The sequence below is a fragment of the Pseudomonas sp. ENNP23 genome (genome assembly GCF_001728945.1).
Lineage (GTDB): Bacteria > Pseudomonadota > Gammaproteobacteria > Pseudomonadales > Pseudomonadaceae > Metapseudomonas > Metapseudomonas otitidis.
This window is the reverse complement of the sequence record NZ_LYSP01000006.1, coordinates 16,461-31,497: the sequence shown is the minus strand read 5'-3', so window position 1 is coordinate 31,497 and position 15,037 is coordinate 16,461. Positions and strand designations below refer to the sequence as shown.

At 66.8% G+C, this 15,037-nt stretch carries 10 protein-coding genes and 1 riboswitch; of the genes, 7 read left to right on the top strand and 3 right to left on the bottom strand.

Features of this window, described 5'->3' with window-relative positions:
* Nucleotides 1-34: 34 nt before the first annotated feature.
* A complete protein-coding gene (typA, locus tag A9G05_RS05125) occupies nt 35-1,852 on the top strand; it encodes a translational GTPase TypA (protein WP_044405428.1) in 1,818 nt (605 codons plus the stop codon).
* Between the two features lie 144 nt (nt 1,853-1,996).
* Nucleotides 1,997-2,269 carry a hypothetical protein gene (locus tag A9G05_RS05120; protein ID WP_069559945.1) on the top strand — a complete coding sequence of 91 codons (273 nt, stop codon included), beginning with the start codon at nt 1,997-1,999 and terminating at the stop codon, nt 2,267-2,269.
* 16 nt (nt 2,270-2,285) lie between these two features.
* On the opposite strand, the gene A9G05_RS05115 is transcribed toward A9G05_RS05120, so the two are convergent.
* The gene (locus A9G05_RS05115; protein WP_069559944.1) at nt 2,286-2,906 is read right to left on the bottom strand and encodes a trimeric intracellular cation channel family protein; all 621 of its coding nucleotides are present in this window, start codon (nt 2,904-2,906) and stop codon (nt 2,286-2,288) included.
* Nucleotides 2,907-3,026: 120 nt separating this feature from the next.
* A riboswitch (glycine riboswitch) is annotated at nt 3,027-3,117 on the bottom strand.
* Nucleotides 3,118-3,463: 346 nt separating this feature from the next.
* Here A9G05_RS05115 and A9G05_RS05110 point away from each other — a divergent pair.
* On the top strand, nt 3,464-4,228 hold the full coding sequence (locus tag A9G05_RS05110) for a hypothetical protein (protein ID WP_069559943.1): 765 nt from the start codon (nt 3,464-3,466) through the stop codon (nt 4,226-4,228).
* Between the two features lie 70 nt (nt 4,229-4,298).
* On the opposite strand, the gene A9G05_RS05105 is transcribed toward A9G05_RS05110, so the two are convergent.
* Entirely contained in the window at nt 4,299-5,783 is a 1,485-nt protein-coding gene (locus tag A9G05_RS05105) for a M4 family metallopeptidase (protein ID WP_069559942.1), read from the bottom strand.
* A 538-nt stretch (nt 5,784-6,321) separates the two neighbouring features.
* Here A9G05_RS05105 and cptA point away from each other — a divergent pair.
* Both cptA and A9G05_RS05095 read left to right on the top strand, forming a co-directional pair.
* Complete coding sequence (cptA, locus tag A9G05_RS05100) at nt 6,322-8,106, top strand: phosphoethanolamine transferase CptA (RefSeq protein ID WP_069559941.1); 1,785 nt, start codon at nt 6,322-6,324, stop codon at nt 8,104-8,106.
* 189 nt (nt 8,107-8,295) lie between these two features.
* Nucleotides 8,296-9,204 carry a DUF808 domain-containing protein gene (locus tag A9G05_RS05095; RefSeq protein ID WP_069559940.1) on the top strand — a complete coding sequence of 303 codons (909 nt, stop codon included), beginning with the start codon at nt 8,296-8,298 and terminating at the stop codon, nt 9,202-9,204.
* A 67-nt stretch (nt 9,205-9,271) separates the two neighbouring features.
* Here the strand turns inward: A9G05_RS05095 and A9G05_RS05090 are convergent, their stop codons facing one another.
* Nucleotides 9,272-9,670, bottom strand: coding sequence for a YkgJ family cysteine cluster protein (locus A9G05_RS05090; RefSeq protein WP_069559939.1), 399 nt, complete (start codon nt 9,668-9,670; stop codon nt 9,272-9,274).
* A gap of 238 nt (nt 9,671-9,908) precedes the next feature.
* Between A9G05_RS05090 and A9G05_RS05085 the strand changes: the two genes are divergently transcribed.
* Together A9G05_RS05085 and A9G05_RS05080 are read left to right on the top strand one after the other, a co-directional pair.
* Complete coding sequence (locus tag A9G05_RS05085; protein WP_069559938.1) at nt 9,909-13,601, top strand: DUF2339 domain-containing protein; 3,693 nt, start codon at nt 9,909-9,911, stop codon at nt 13,599-13,601.
* A complete protein-coding gene (locus tag A9G05_RS05080) occupies nt 13,598-14,962 on the top strand; it encodes a DUF3999 domain-containing protein (RefSeq protein WP_069559937.1) in 1,365 nt (454 codons plus the stop codon). The genes A9G05_RS05085 and A9G05_RS05080 overlap by 4 nt, the downstream gene beginning before the upstream one ends.
* Nucleotides 14,963-15,037: the final 75 nt, after the last annotated feature.

The window sequence follows — 15,037 nt, the reverse complement described above, 5'->3', positions numbered from 1 at the left end:
GCGGCACACCGAATCCCCTGATCGAGATACACCCGTGATCGAAAAACTGCGCAACATCGCCATCATCGCCCACGTCGACCATGGCAAGACCACCCTGGTAGACAAACTGCTGAAGCTCTCCGGCACCCTCGACCGCAAAGAAGCGGAATCCGAGCGCGTGATGGACTCCAACGACCAGGAGAAAGAGCGCGGCATCACCATCCTGGCGAAGAACACCGCCATCAAGTGGAACGGCTACAACATCAACATCGTCGACACCCCCGGCCACGCCGACTTCGGTGGCGAGGTGGAGCGCGTGATGTCCATGGTGGACTCCGTGCTGCTGGTGGTCGACGCCCAGGACGGCCCCATGCCGCAGACCCGCTTCGTGACCCAGAAAGCCTTCAAGGCCGGCCTGCGTCCGATCGTCGTGGTCAACAAGATCGACCGTCCGGGCGCGCGTCCTGACTGGGTCATCGACCAGATCTTCGACCTGTTCGACAACCTCGGCGCCACCGACGAGCAACTCGACTTCCCGATCGTCTACGCCAGCGCCCTGAACGGCATCGCCGGCCTCGACCACGAGAAGATGGACGACAACATGGACGCCCTGTTCCAGGCGATCATCGACCACGTCCCGGCCCCGGTGGTGGACACCGAAGGACCGTTCCAGATGCAGATCTCCCAGCTGGACTACAACAGCTTCCTCGGCGTGATCGGCATCGGCCGCATCGCCCGCGGCAAGATCAAGACCAACACCCCGGTGGTGGCCGTCAGCGACGATGGCAGCAAGCGCAACGGCCGCGTGCTGAAGATCATGGGTCACTCCGGCCTGCAGCGCGTCGAAGTCGCCGAAGCCGAAGCCGGTGACATCGTCTGCGTCAGCGGCATGGACGAACTGTTCATCTCCGACACCCTGTGCGACCCGCAGAACGTCGAAGCCCTGCCGCCGCTGACCGTCGACCAGCCCACCGTGAGCATGACCTTCCAGGTCAACGACTCGCCCTTCGCCGGCAAGGAAGGCAAGTTCGTCACCAGCCGCAACATCAAGGACCGTCTGGAGAAGGAGCTGCTGCACAACGTCGCCCTGCGCGTCGAAGCGGGCGACTCCGCCGAGAAGTTCAAGGTCTCCGGTCGTGGTGAGCTGCACCTGTCCGTGCTGATCGAAACCATGCGCCGTGAAGGCTTCGAGATGGGCGTAGGCCGTCCGGAAGTGGTGATCATCGAGAAGGACGGCGAGAAGCAGGAGCCCTACGAGAACGTCACCATCGACATCGAAGAGCAGCACCAGGGCTCGGTGATGGAGCAGATGGGCCTGCGCAAGGGCGATCTGACCAACATGATCCCCGACGGCAAGGGTCGCGTCCGCCTGGAGTACACCATCCCGGCACGCGGCCTGATCGGCTTCCGCAACAACTTCCTGACCCTGACCTCGGGCACCGGCATCCTGACCTCGACCTTCAGCCACTACGGCCCGATCAAGGCCGGCGAAGTCACCAACCGTCAGAACGGCGTACTGGTCTCCATGGCCACCGGCACCGCCCTGACCTACTCGCTGGAAACCCTGCAGAGCCGCGGCAAGCTGTTCCTCGCCCCCGGCGACGAGATCTACGAAGGCCAGCTGTGCGGCATCAACAGCCGTGACAACGACCTGGTGATCAACCCCACCAAGGGCAAGAAGCTCGACAACATGCGCGCTTCCGGCAAGGACGAAGTCATCGCCCTGGTTCCGCCGATCAAGTTCACCCTGGAACAGGCGCTGGAATTCATCGCCGACGACGAGCTGGTGGAAGTGACGCCGAAGTCCATCCGCCTGCGCAAGAAAATGCTGAACGAGAACGACCGCAAGCGCTACGAGCGCAGCAAGGTCTGATCTCCGATCAGTCACTGAAAAGCCCCCGCCGGAGCGATCCGGCGGGGGCTTTTTGTTGAGTGTGTCGCGGTGCTGTCCAGGTGTTGTGCGCTGGCTGTACCGTATGCGCCGGTCTTCCAATCAACGTGACTTGCAAGGGACTGTATGGACTCTCCCAATTTCCTCATGCCCATGCTGGTGGTCAGCTCCCTGATCGTCGCCAGCCTGGTCCTGCTTCCTTTCATGGTCGTACGGCTGACTCAGCCCCGCTGGGCGCTTTTCAAGTCTGCAATCGAGTTCGTCATCATGGCCTGCCTTCTTTCGGCGCTGTTTACCGGGGCCGTCGGCGTACCCGTTGCACTCGCTCTTGCGGTGCTCAGCCACCGCCGCCGTGCTTCACGATACGCCGCGTCCTCTCCAGGTCCGGAGGAGAGCTGAGGCGGCGCCGAACGGGCTAGTGCTCCCACCGCCCCGGCGCATAGGAAAACATCGGCAGCGACCACCCGAAGCGGATCGCCGACAGCCTCAGCAGCAGGCCGACGCTGAAGGAGGCGAGCAGGTTGATGTCCTCGTTCACGCCCTGCTGGCGCAGGCCCAGGTAGAGCAGGGCGACCAGCAGGGAGACGCTGGCGTAGAGCTCCTGGCGCAGCACCTGCGGGGTGCGGTTGCAGAGGATGTCGCGGAGGATGCCGCCGAAGATGCCGGTGATGATCCCGGCCATCGCCACCACAGGCAGCGCGTAGTTCAGGCCCAGGGCGACATTGCAGCCGATCACCGTGAAGGCGATCAGGCCCATGGCGTCCAGCACCAGGAACAGTTGCCGCAGGTGATGCATGAAGCGTGACAGCAGCATGGCCATTAGGCCGGCGCCGATGGTGAGGAAGATGTACTCGGGGTGCTGGGTCCAGCTCACCGGGTAGTGGCCGAGGAGGATGTCGCGAACGGTGCCGCCGCCCAGGGCGGTGAGGAAGGCGATGAGGCTGACGCCGAACAGGTCCATGTTGCGACGGCCGGCAGCAAGGGCGCCGGACATGGCTTCTGCACAGATGGCGATCAGGTAGACGTAGGTGAGCACACAGAACTCCTGCGTTGTGCTGCCCCTCCCCCTGTCCTGTGTACCTGAGAGTTTCTACGGCGCGTGCCGTTTGCCCCTTCGGTGGGCCGCTTGCCGGCGGCCGCTCTCCAGTTGGCGATCATGGAATCCGCAGTGACTGCTGCCTGAGCGATTATGGGAGTTTGCGCCTTCGGCGGGGGCGCACCGCGCCCCTCTCTCCTGCGGGGCGCGGAGTATATGCGCTGCGCCAAAGTTGCGCGAGCGGTCAGCTCCCTGTGTCAGGGGCGGGACGTGCTCAGCCCGCTCTCCGGGCCGAGTCGCACCCGCTGCGGCGGCTGATCGCTTATCTCGGGATGCTCCTGCAGAGCCTGAATGGCAATTGGCCGACTCTTCCCAGGCTTTTCTGTCGTTTCTGAGCCTGCTGCCCCGCTTCTTTCTGTGACCTGTGCCCATTGGCGATGAGGCGCCATCGGTAAAATGGCCACTCGCCATCACCGGGGTGGCGGCGTGTGCGCAATGGGTTGAGCAGCAAGGGTAAGGGGCCGGTATCCGGCGTCTTGCCAAGGAGAGGTAAGCCAGTGACTGGCCTGACGGTGGTGATTCTCGCTGCGGAGAGCGGCGCGAAGCGTGAGCGCTGGACCCGAGAGTCCGCGCCCAAGCAATTGATCGAAGTACGGGGCGAGACCCTCCTGGGTCGCACCCTGAGGATGCTGGAGGCCCGTGGCGTGCAGCGCCCCTGGCTGCTCACCGCGGACGAGCGCCTCGCCCGCTTGCCGGTGCGGGCCTGGTGCCCGGTGCAGCGAGATACCAAGGCCCATAGCCTGCTGTCGATCCCTCCGCTGTGGCAGTACGGCGACCTGCTGGTGCTCTACAGCGATGTGTATTACTCCGAGGCGGCCTTCGAGGCGATTTTCACCGGCACGGGTACCCGCTTCTTCGGGCGTGACGGTCGCAGCGCCTACACCTTCAAGAACTACGGCGAGCTGTTCGCCCTGCGCATCGCCGCGGCGGACTGGCCCCGGGCGCGCGAGGCCCTGGAGTCGGCCGTGGACGTCCACCGGCGCACCGGCAACCAGAGCTTCTGGACCTTCTACCGCCTCATGGCGGGGTTGCCCGTGGAGGACGCGAAGGCCATCGAGCGGGATTGCTTCGTGGACATCCACGATGAAACCGACGACATCGATTTCGTCGAAGAGGTGCCGCAACTGCTGGCGGCCATCGACAAGTCGCTGAGCTGGCGGATGCGTCACCTGCTGCGACGTCTCAGCCTGCTGAACAAGAAGCGCCGGGATCGCAAGCGGCTTGCCCTCGCCAGGGTGGGCAGTGCCCAGCCGTCTGCCTAGGTTGGGAGGTGGCTGCTAAGGGGTATGACCCCGGCAGGTCTGTCTGCCGGGGTCATGCTTCAGGCCGGGGTTACAGCACTGTCGGGCAGCTCACGCCCACGGCCTTGAACGCGGCGATCACGTCTGCCGTCGATCGGCTGCGGTTCTGCGCCGAGCGGATCACGCCGCAGGCGCCCTGGTCGAAGTTGCTGGTCTCGGTCCAGTAGAAGCGGTTGGCGTCGACGAACACTTCGAAGGCCTTGCGGGTGTTCCAGCCGGTGGACTTGGCCAGCAGGTAGAAGGCCCGGTTGTACACCCCGCTGGAGTGGTGCACGTCGATGCCGTCGTAGTAGTCGCTGGCGTTGTCGATGGAGCTGCCGTCACGGCTGGGCTGGTCCATGTAGCGCAGTGAACCGGTGCCCTTGAAGATCTCGGCGCCCACCTTCCAGTCGTTCTGGCCCTTCATGAAGTACTCGGCAGCCTCGCCGGCCATGTCCGAGAAGGCCTCGTTCATGCCGCCCGATTGCCCCTCGTAGACCAGGCCGGAGTTCAGCTCGGTGAAGCCGTGGCTGACTTCGTGGGCCGACACGTCGAGGGACACCAGCGGGTAGAAGCGGTTCCTGCCGTCACCGAAGGTCATCGCCCGGCCGTCCCAGAAGGCGTTCTCGTAGCCGTTGCCGTAGTGGACCTTCATGTACAGCTTCCTTTCGTTCAGCGGGCGCAGGCCGCCGAACCAGTTGCCGTACATCTGGAACACCACGTTGCCGAAGTAGTGGGCGTCGTTGAGGGGCGAGTAGGCGCCATTGATCGGCTTGTACTCGTTGTACGGGCAAGCGAAGCGGAAGGGCTTGGTGCTGGTGTTGCTGGTGCTGTTGCCGAGGTTCACGGTGATCACGTCGCCGCTGTTCATCTCACAGCGGTTATTGACGATCAGCGGACCGTACTGGGTGCCGTACAGATAGCGGCCGGTCTTGGCGTTGCCGCCCGGGCCGGTGGCCTCGGCATGGGCCAGGCCCTCCCAGCGGCGCAGCACTTCGCCGGTGTTCGCCTCGATCATCACGTGGGGCCGGGACGGCTCCGGCCCGTCAACGAAGAACGAGACCACGTAGGCCAGTTGAGCCTGCTTCTGCTCGTTCAGGCGCACCACCAGTTCGCTCTGCTCGTTGCTCACCGGCTGGCTGGTGTTCACCAGGCTGCGGGCCTGCTGCAGGGCCTGATCGGCACTGAGGGTCGGTGTCGCGTCGCGTACCAGGTCCTGCTCGATGCCTGCCACCAGGCGCCCGGCACGCCGGGGCTGGCTGCCGACGGCGGCCTCGGTGATGGCCTCGCCCCAGACGCGCACGCCCTTGTAGTACTGCTGGTAGCGGGTGACCTGTGTGCCGCTGGGCAGGCGGGTGCTGGCCTCCTTGACCAGGTCATCGTCGGCCACGCCCAGGGCGGCGCGGATGTCGCCGCCGGCCAGGCCGGAGCGCGGGGTGGGGAGGGTGGATACGTCGATCAGTTCCGCCGCGAATCCCATCGCAGGGGTGGCCAGGGCAGCCACGATCAACGAGTGCTGGAACAGTTTCCTTTGCATGGCATGGTTCTCCTTTTTTGTTGGGAAACGGAGGGTGACTCCGTGTTGCTCCGGCGGCCTTGTGGGGGGGAGAGCGGAGCGAGGCACCGCGCTGGCCTGGTGGGTGGTCCGGGTCAGGGCAGTGAGGGCTTAGATATAGACGTGTGATTTCGAATATCAAAGATGTTCGAAGGAAATTTATTGATATCGAGTCAATTCGAAGAAGTTAAGCCTGGCTTAAATCCTAGTGCGACAAGGCTTTTCTCGGAATGACCCAAATTGGTGCGATCAGGGAAGGCGACGAAAGGACGTGCAGAGAAGGGTGGAAGGTCGCCTTGGACGTTATAGCCGGCTTCGAATTCTTTCGCGATGCCGCTGGTCAAGTCGGCATTCATGCCATGGCGTCTGGTCGTTATGTCAGATATATGGCGATTTGGTGTCATTTATGTTGTGCCGAGTGTAGGGCTTCGCTTTGACGAAGTTTTCACAGGGTGTTCGGCACAGTCCCTTCGGTTAGCACCGACCTTGTCGGTTCCGAAGCTCGAACTGGGGAGTCCGCATGTCGCACGCACAGGTTGCAGGGAAGCAGGGAAAGATCGACTGGGCTGGCGTCGGCCGGCTGTTCCTGTACTTCTGGCTGTTCTCGGGTCTTACCCAGACCCTGATCCTCGCCACCGGCACCAGCGGATTCACCGGCTTCCGCCAGGCCTTCCTGCTCAGTGGCCTGTGGCTGATCCCGGTGCTGTTGTTCCCCGCCCGTACCCGGTTGCTCGCCGGGGTCATCGGCGTGTTGCTGTGGCTCGCCTCCCTGCCGGCGCTCTTCTACTTCCTGGTGTACGGCCAGGAGTTCTCCCAGAGCGTCATCTTCATCATGTTCGAGTCCAACACCGCCGAGGCCAGCGAATACCTGACTCAGTACCTCGCCTGGTGGATTCCGCTGGTGGTGCTGGCCTACGCCGGCATGGCCTGGCTGCTGTGGCGCGGCCTGCGGCCGATCCACCTGCCCCGGCGCACCGCCTGGGTGGCCAGCCTGGTGCTGGGCATCGCCCTGCTGGGCTACCCGATGACCCGGCAGATGGTGGTGAACGCCAACATGGCCGAGGCCATGGACGCCATCGACAAGCGCCTGGAACCGGCCGTGCCCTGGCAATTGGCTGTGGGTTACCGCCAGTACCGCCAGCAACTGTCGAACATGCAGGACCTGCTGGAAGGCAACCGCGCCGTCGCCACCCTGCCGGGGCTGAAGGACAGCCTCGGCAACGCCCCTGCCACCCTGGTGCTGGTCATCGGCGAGTCCACCAACCGTCAGCGCATGAGCCTCTACGGCTACCCGCGCACCACCACCCCCAAGCTGGACCGCCTGCGCAGCGAGCTGCAGGTGTTCGACAACGTCGTCACCCCGCGCCCCTACACCATCGAGGCGTTGCAACAGGTGCTGACCTTCGCCGACGAACAGAATCCCGACGCCTACCTGACCACGCCCTCCATCGTCAACGTGATGAAGCAGGCCGGCTACAAGACCTACTGGATCACCAACCAGCAGACTCTGACCAAGCGCAACACCATGCTCACCACCTTCTCCAGGCAGGCGGACGAGCAGTTCTACCTGAACAACAACCGCAACCAGAACGCCCGCCAATACGACGACGATGTCTTCGAGCCGTTCTCCAGGGTCCTGGCCGAAGATGCCCCGCGCAAGTTCATCGTGGTGCACCTGCTGGGCACCCACATGAGCTACCAGTACCGCTATCCGAAAGCGTATGAGCGCTTCACCGACCGCCAGGGCGTGCCGCCGAACGTCACCGACGACCAGTTGCCCACCTACAACAGCTACGACAACGCCGTGCTGTTCAATGACCACGTGGTCTCCACCCTGATCGAGCGCTTCAAGGCCACCGACCCCAACGGCTTCCTGCTCTACCTGTCCGATCACGGCGAGGCGGTGTTCGACCCCGAGCACCCCACGGTGCTGGGTCGCAACGAGGCGGCGCCCACCTCGCCCATGTACACCATCCCCTTCATGGTCTGGAGCAGCCCGAAGTGGCAGCGTGACCACCCGCAGGAAGTGGCTGGCGTCGAGTCGCGCCCGTTCAGCAGCAGTGCGCTGATCTACACCTGGGCGGACCTGGCGGGTCTGCGTTTCGACACCTTCGATCCCAGTCGCAGCGTAGTGAATGCCGACTTCAAGGAGCGTCCGCGCCTGATCGGCAACCCGGACCAGCCCAAGTCGCTGATCGACTTCAGCCTGATCCAGCCAAAGCCCAAGGCGCCAGCACCGGTGGAGGTGGCTCGGGAGGGGGGTGGATTGCCGCCAAGGAGCGGTTCGCCCAGCACTCGGGGCTGACCCTACGGCCCGCGTCGGATGACGCAGGCCTGCCCCTCTCAACCCAGTCGTCCGAAATGCGCCGCTCCTTCATGAAAGGCAGCGGCTTCTTTTTTGTCGGTTTTTCCATTTCGCGCATGGAATGGGGCGGGGCGCTGTTGCATCATGCCGCCCCAGCGTTCCACCGCCCAACCGACGAAGGATTCCCCCATGGCCGGAGCCAGCCTGCTCACCCTGATCGACGACATCGCCAGCGTGCTCGACGACGTATCCCTCATGACCAAGGTCGCCGCGAAGAAGACCGCCGGCGTGCTGGGGGACGACCTCGCGCTCAACGCCCAGCAGGTTTCCGGCGTGCAGGCCGAACGGGAGCTGCCGGTGGTGTGGGCCGTGGCCAAGGGCTCGGCAGTGAACAAGGCCATCCTGGTGCCGGCCGCGTTGCTGATCAGCGCTGTCGCCCCCTGGCTGGTGACTCCGCTGCTGATGGTGGGTGGCGCCTACCTCTGCTTCGAAGGCTTCGAGAAGCTCGCCCACAAGTGGCTGCACAGCGCCGCGGATGACGAGAAGGCCCATGCCGAGCACGTCGACGCCCTGGCCAAGAGCGATGTCGACCTGGTGACCTTCGAGAAGGACAAGATCAAGGGTGCGATCCGCACCGACTTCATCCTCTCTGCCGAAATCATCGCCATCACCCTCGGCACCGTCAGCGAGTCCAGCTTCGCCGTGCAGGTCGCGGTGCTGGTGGGCATCGCCGCGATCATGACCGTGGGCGTGTATGGCCTGGTGGCCGGCATCGTCAAGCTGGACGACCTGGGCTTCTACCTGGTGCGCAAGGCCAGCGCGACGGCCCAGGCCATCGGTCGCGGCATCCTGCGGGCCGCGCCGTACATGATGAAGGCGCTGTCGGTGATCGGTACGGCTGCGATGTTCCTCGTCGGTGGCGGCATCCTCACCCACGGTATCCCCGCCGCCCATGAACCCATCCATCACCTGGCCGAGGCTGCCGGCTCCATGGGCGTGGCCGTCCCGACCCTGGTCAACGGCGTGGTCGGCATCCTCGCCGGCGCCGTGGTGCTGATGGGCGTGAGCCTGGTGAAGAAGGTGCTGGGCAAGGGCTGACCTTCAGCCGCCGCGCGTTCCCGGGCGGAAGCCCGGGCTGCAGGAGCCCCGCCTGGGGCGAGGGCGATCAGGCCTCGATCGGCTTGAAGGCGCAGTAGCCGGGGCGGGGGCCGATCTTCGGGTGGTTGCGGCAGGTTTCCGGGCGCTTGTCGTAGATGCTGCACAAGCGCGTCTTGCGGTTCAGGAAGTAGCAATCGTTGTTGCTCATCCGCGTCAGGGTGAACAGCCCGGTCTTCTGGTTGAAGCGCTCCACCACCCCGTCCTTCATCAGCCGCTTGGCGATGTTCTTCAGCGGCTCGCCGCGCTCGAATTCGTCCACCAGCTCCATGCGGATCAGGTCGCTCAGGCGGGCTTCCACCGGCATGGTGCAGCAGCTGGAAACGCACGCGTGGCACATGCTTTTTTCGTAGCGGATCCAGGTTTCGGTGCGATCGAGATCGGCGCCGACGATCAGCAGGGTCTTCATGTCAGGGCAGGGTCAGGGCTTGGAGGGGCGCGCATCATAGCGGGATTGGCCAATTTGTGAACAGCGCGCCGCCGACCGGCGCGTGACGGCCCGAATTTCCGTGAAATTGCTGTGTCTGTGAGGCAACCGGCATTCGTCTGTAGGGGGTGGCACCTTGCGCCGAATATACTGGCGCATCGCCGCAAGGCCCGGCCTCGATGCCGGCACGGCGGCTTTCTCACTCTCGGGAAGACAGCGCATGCAATGGATTTTCATGCTGGTCGGCTTGGCCATGGGGGCGGCGGCTGGTGAATCGATCACCGGCGCCTTGCTGGGGGGGCTGATGGGCCTCGGCCTGGGGCAGGCGATCCGCCTGCAGGGCCTGGGGCAGGAAAATGCCCGCCTGCAGAAGGAACTCCGCGAGTTCTCCACCCGCTTCGAAAAGGGTACCGAAGCCCTGTTCCAGCGCCTGCTGGAGGTGGAGAAACGCACCGCCGAGAAGCCGGCTCGCGCCCCGGTGGCCGACGCGCCGCCCGCCCCGCCGGTGGAAACGCCTGCCGCCGCGCCTCAGCCCGAGGTCAGCGCCCGGCCCGAGCCGCAGCCTGAAGAGACCGAACTGGTCTGGGAACTGCCGGCCGACGTGGAGCCGCCCGTGGCCGCGCAGGTCGCCGCCGAGGGACCTGCCGCGCCCGAGGCGCCGCTCGACTGGACCCTCGAATCCCTCCCCGAACCCGTTGCAGCCGCTGAAGCGGCGCCTCAGCAACCGGAACAACCTGCACCACGCCCCATCGTCCGGCATGCTCCGGCGCCCCGCAGCGAGCCGGGTTATCGCTACGAGCCCTCGCTGTTCGAGCGCGGGTTCGCCGCGGCCAAGGCCTGGCTGTTCGGCGGCAACACCGTCCTGCGCATCGGCGTAGTGCTGCTGTTCCTCGGCCTGGCCTTCCTGCTGCGCTATGCCACCGAGGGCATGGTGGTGCCGATCCAGGTGCGCTACGCCGGCGTGGCGGCGGCCGCCATCGCCCTGCTGGGGCTCGGCTGGTGGCTGCGCCAGCGCAACCCGTCCTATGCCCTGATGCTGCAGGGCGCGGGGATCGCAGTGCTGTACCTGACGGTGTTCGCGGCCATGCGCCTGCACCCGCTGCTGGACCCGAAGGCCGCGCTGGTGCTGCTGGTGGTGGTCACGCTGTGCTCGGCCGTGCTCGCGGTGCTGCAGGACGCCCTCGGCCTGGCCGCCGCTGCGGCGCTGGGCGGTTTCGCCGCACCGATCCTCACCTCCACCGGCAGCGGCAACCATGTGGCGCTGTTCTCCTACTTCGCCCTGCTCAATGCCGGCATCTTCGCCATCGCCTGGTTCAAGGCCTGGCGTCTGCTCAACCTGATCGGCTTCGTCGGCACCTTCGGCATCGGCATGGCCTGGGGCATCCGCTCCTACACGCCGGAGCTGTTCGCCAGCACCGAGCCCTTCCTGGTGCTGTTCTTCCTGATGTACGTGGCCATCGGCCTGCTGTTCGCCCGTCGGCGCCTGCGCGAGGCGGCCAACGCACCGACGGAGCGTGACGCACTGTTGAACTGGTCGGTCCGCCAGGGTGACTACCTCGACGCCACCGTGCTGTTCGGCCCGCCGCTGGTGGGCTTCGGCCTGCAGTACGCGGTGATCCGCAACCTGGAGTTCGGCGCCGCCTTCAGTGCCCTGGCCCTCGGCCTGTTCTACATGCTGCTGGCACGCCTGGTGGCCGGGCGTACCGCCGGCCGCGCGTTGCTGCTGGTGGAAACCTGCCTGGCCCTGGGCGTGGTGTTCGGCACCCTGGCCATCCCGCTGGGCCTGGACGCCCGCTGGACCTCCGCCGCCTGGGCGGTGGAAGGAGCCGGCATCTTCTGGCTCGGCCTGCGCCAGGGCCGCCCGCTGGCCCGCGCTTTCGCCCTGGCCCTGCAGGCCGGCGCGGCGCTGGCCTTCATCAGCGGCCTGGAGCTGGGCCGTGACAGCCTGCTGGAAGGCGCGCCCCTGGGGGCCCTGATGCTGGGTGTGGCCGGCCTGTTCAGCTATTGGCAGTTGCGTGTCACCCCGGCGGACCGCCTGCGCAGCCATGAGCCCGGCCTGCAGCCGGTGCTGGCGGCCTGTGGCCTGGGCTTCCTCTACCTGATCGCGCCGCTGTGCTGGCACGCCGAAGGCACCGCCATCGCCTGGGCGCTGGCCGGTCTGGCCACGCTGTTCGCCGGCCTGCGTCTGCGTTCGCGCACCTTCCTCTTCGCTGCTTTCGCGGTGCAGTTGCTGGGTGGGGCGGTGTTCCTGCTGGGCATCGACCGCGACAGCCTGGGTGCCGGTGGCGCGCTGGGCTGGCGCAGCCTGATCACCGCCTCGTTGATCGGCCTGGCGCTGATCGGCGGCATGCTTGTGGCCGCACGGGACGAGATGGTGCGCGACGATGCGCGCCTGCTGCGTGGCATGTCCGTGGTGCTGCTGGCGGGCCTGGTGTTCATCAACCTGGCGGTGCTGTTCGTCCTGCCGTGGCGCTCGGCCGCGGCTGTCTGGGGCGGCAGCGGCCTCCTGATCATCTGGCTCAGCCTGCACCTGCAACTGCGTGCCAGCTTCGTCTTCGGCCTGGGGCTGCAGGCCGTGGCCGGCATCACCTTCCTGGCGGTCAGCCCGCTATTGCTGGGTGAGCTGAGCAGCGACGGGCTGCGCCCGCTGGCCCATGCCGGCTTCTGGACGCCGGCCGTGCTGGCCCTGGCGGCGCTGGTGGGGGCCTGGCGCCTGCACCGCGAGCACCGCCGCGAAGACCCGCGCCTGCCGGGTGTCAGCCTCGGCCACCTGGCCCAGTTGCTGCTGGTGTGGAGTGCCGGCTGGTGGGCCCTGGCGGGGCTGTCGGAGATCATCCGCTTCGCCGAGCCGGCGCTGCGCGTGCCGCTGGCGCTGGTGCTGGCGGCCCTGAGCGTGGCGGCCTGGTCGCAACTGGCGCGTCGTGAGCGCTGGGAAGGCCTGGCGCTGCTCTGCCTGCTGCTGGTGCCGGCGGCGCTGGTGGCCCTGCTCGGTGCCTGGACGCCGCGCTACCACCCGGCGGCCGACTTCGGCTGGCTGGGCTGGGGGCTGGTGTTCGCCGCCCACCTGCTGGTGCTCAAGCGCCTGCATGACCTGCTGCCGGAGGGCGCGCGCAGTGCCGCCCACGTGCTCGGCTGCTGGTTGATCCTCGGCGTGCTGGCGCTGGAGCTGCGCTACCTGCTCCTGCTGCTCTCCGAGCACTACAACGCCTGGCGCTGGCTGGGCTGGGCGCTGCTGCCGAGCCTTTACCTGCTGGCGATGACCCGCCTGCCGCGCCTGCCCTGGCCGGTGTCCGCACACCCGCGCGAGTACCGCCTGTGGGCCGCGCTACCGCTGGCGCTGATGATGCTCGGCTGGTTCTGGGTGGCCAACGCCTGGAGCGACGGCAGTGCCGATCCGCTGCCCTACCTGCCGCTGGTCAACCCGCTGGAGCTGGGCCTGCTGTTCGCCCTGTTGGGGGTCAGCCTGTGGCTGCGCGACTACCTGCCCGAGTTCGGCCTGGGCGAAGACGTGGAGCGCTGGCTGCCTCAGGTGGTGGTGGGCGCCTCGCTGTTCGCCCTGGCCACGGCGGTGGTGTTCCGCACCGCCCACCACTGGGGCGGCGTGCCCTTCACCCTGCAGGCCCAACTGGATTCCATGCTGGTGCAGGCGGGGCTGTCCCTGGTCTGGACCACCATTGCCCTCGGCCTCATGGTCAGCGGCCACCGTCGCGTGCGCCGTGAGCTGTGGCTGGTGGGTGCAGCGCTGATCGGCGTGGTGGTGGCCAAGCTGTTCTTCATCGAACTGGGCAACCGGGGCGGTCTGGAACGCATCATTTCCTTCATCGGCGTCGGCGTGCTGCTGCTGGTCGTCGGTTACTTCGCGCCTCTGCCGCCCAAGCGGGGCGCCGCTGAAACGGAGCAGGTCAGTTCATGAGTCGTCTAACCCTGTTGCTGGGCGCTTGCCTGGCAGTGGCCAGCCCGGCATTCGCCGCCGAGAAACTCGCCGACTACACCGCCCAGGTGCCGCTCAAGGTGGAGGGGCAGGGTCCCTGGTATCGCCTGGAGCTGCCCATGGCCTTGCAACTGGCGGCGGCCCATGGCGACCTGCGTGATCTGCGGGTGTTCAACGCCGAGGGCGAGCCGCTGGCCTACTCGCTGACCCGCAGCGAGGGCAGTACCGCCCGCACCGAACAGGCCCTGGACCTCAAGTGGTTCCCCCTGCGTGGCCCGGCCAATGTGGACAGCGCCCCCCGTGTGCGGGTGGAGCGCAGCACCACCGGCACCCTGGTGGAAGTGGTGCCGGAGGAGCCCGCTGCGCCGGGCGAGCGTTTGCGCGGCTGGCTGCTGGACGCCAGCGCCGCCCAGGGCCCGCTGGAGCGCCTGGTGCTGGACTGGGCGACGGGCGAGGAGGGCTTCCAGCGCTTCTCCATCGAGGCCAGCGACGACCTGCAGGACTGGCGCCCCTGGGGCACGGGCCAACTGGCTCGGCTGAGCTTCGGCGGGGATCGCATCGACCAGCGTGAAGTGGCGCTGCCGGGCCAGCCCGCCCGCTACCTGCGCCTGTTGTGGCTGGATGCCGAGGCTCCGGTGCTGTCCGCCGCGCGGGTCACCACGGCCAGCCGCAAGAGCCGCCCGGCGCCGATGGTCTGGTCCGATCCGCTGCCGGCGCGCAGCGAAGGGGAGGGCGAGTACCGCTGGGACCTGCCGCTGCCCATCGCCGTCGAGCGCCTGCGTTTCGCCCTGGAGCAGCCCAATACCCTGGCGCCGGTCCAACTGCAATCGCGCAACGACCCGGCCGGCCAGTGGCGGCCGCTCACTTCGGGCCTGCTCTACCGCCTGCCGGGGGAGGGCAAGGAAAACGTTCACGACGAACTGATCCTCTCCGGCTGGGACCGCATCCAGCAGGTGCGCCTGAAGGTGGACCTGCGTGCCGGTGGCTTCGGCGCCCAGGGCCCGGCGCTGCGGGTGGGGATGCGCGCCACCGAGGTGGTGTTCCTCGCCCGGGGCACCGGCCCCTTCGTGCTGGCCGTCGGCCGCCCGGCGGCCACGTCCTCGGCGCTGCCCCTGGGCACCCTGGTGCCCGGCCTGCGGGATGACTCGCTGGCGAAGATGAGCCAGGCACGGATCGACGGCGACCTGCGCGTCACCCAGGCCGTGGCGGAGGAAAAGGCCGCCGTCCAGGCCGAGCAGACCGATTGGAAGCGCTTCGGCCTCTGGGCTGTCCTGCTGCTGGGCGTGGGGCTGCTGGTGATGATGGCGGTCAGCCTGCTGCGCACCCAGAACAAGGGCGCATAAGCGGCGTTGTTGCCACCATCTGTCACATGGATGGTGGCTTTTTGCTGTATCGTTGCGCGGTCGCGCGGCATGGGC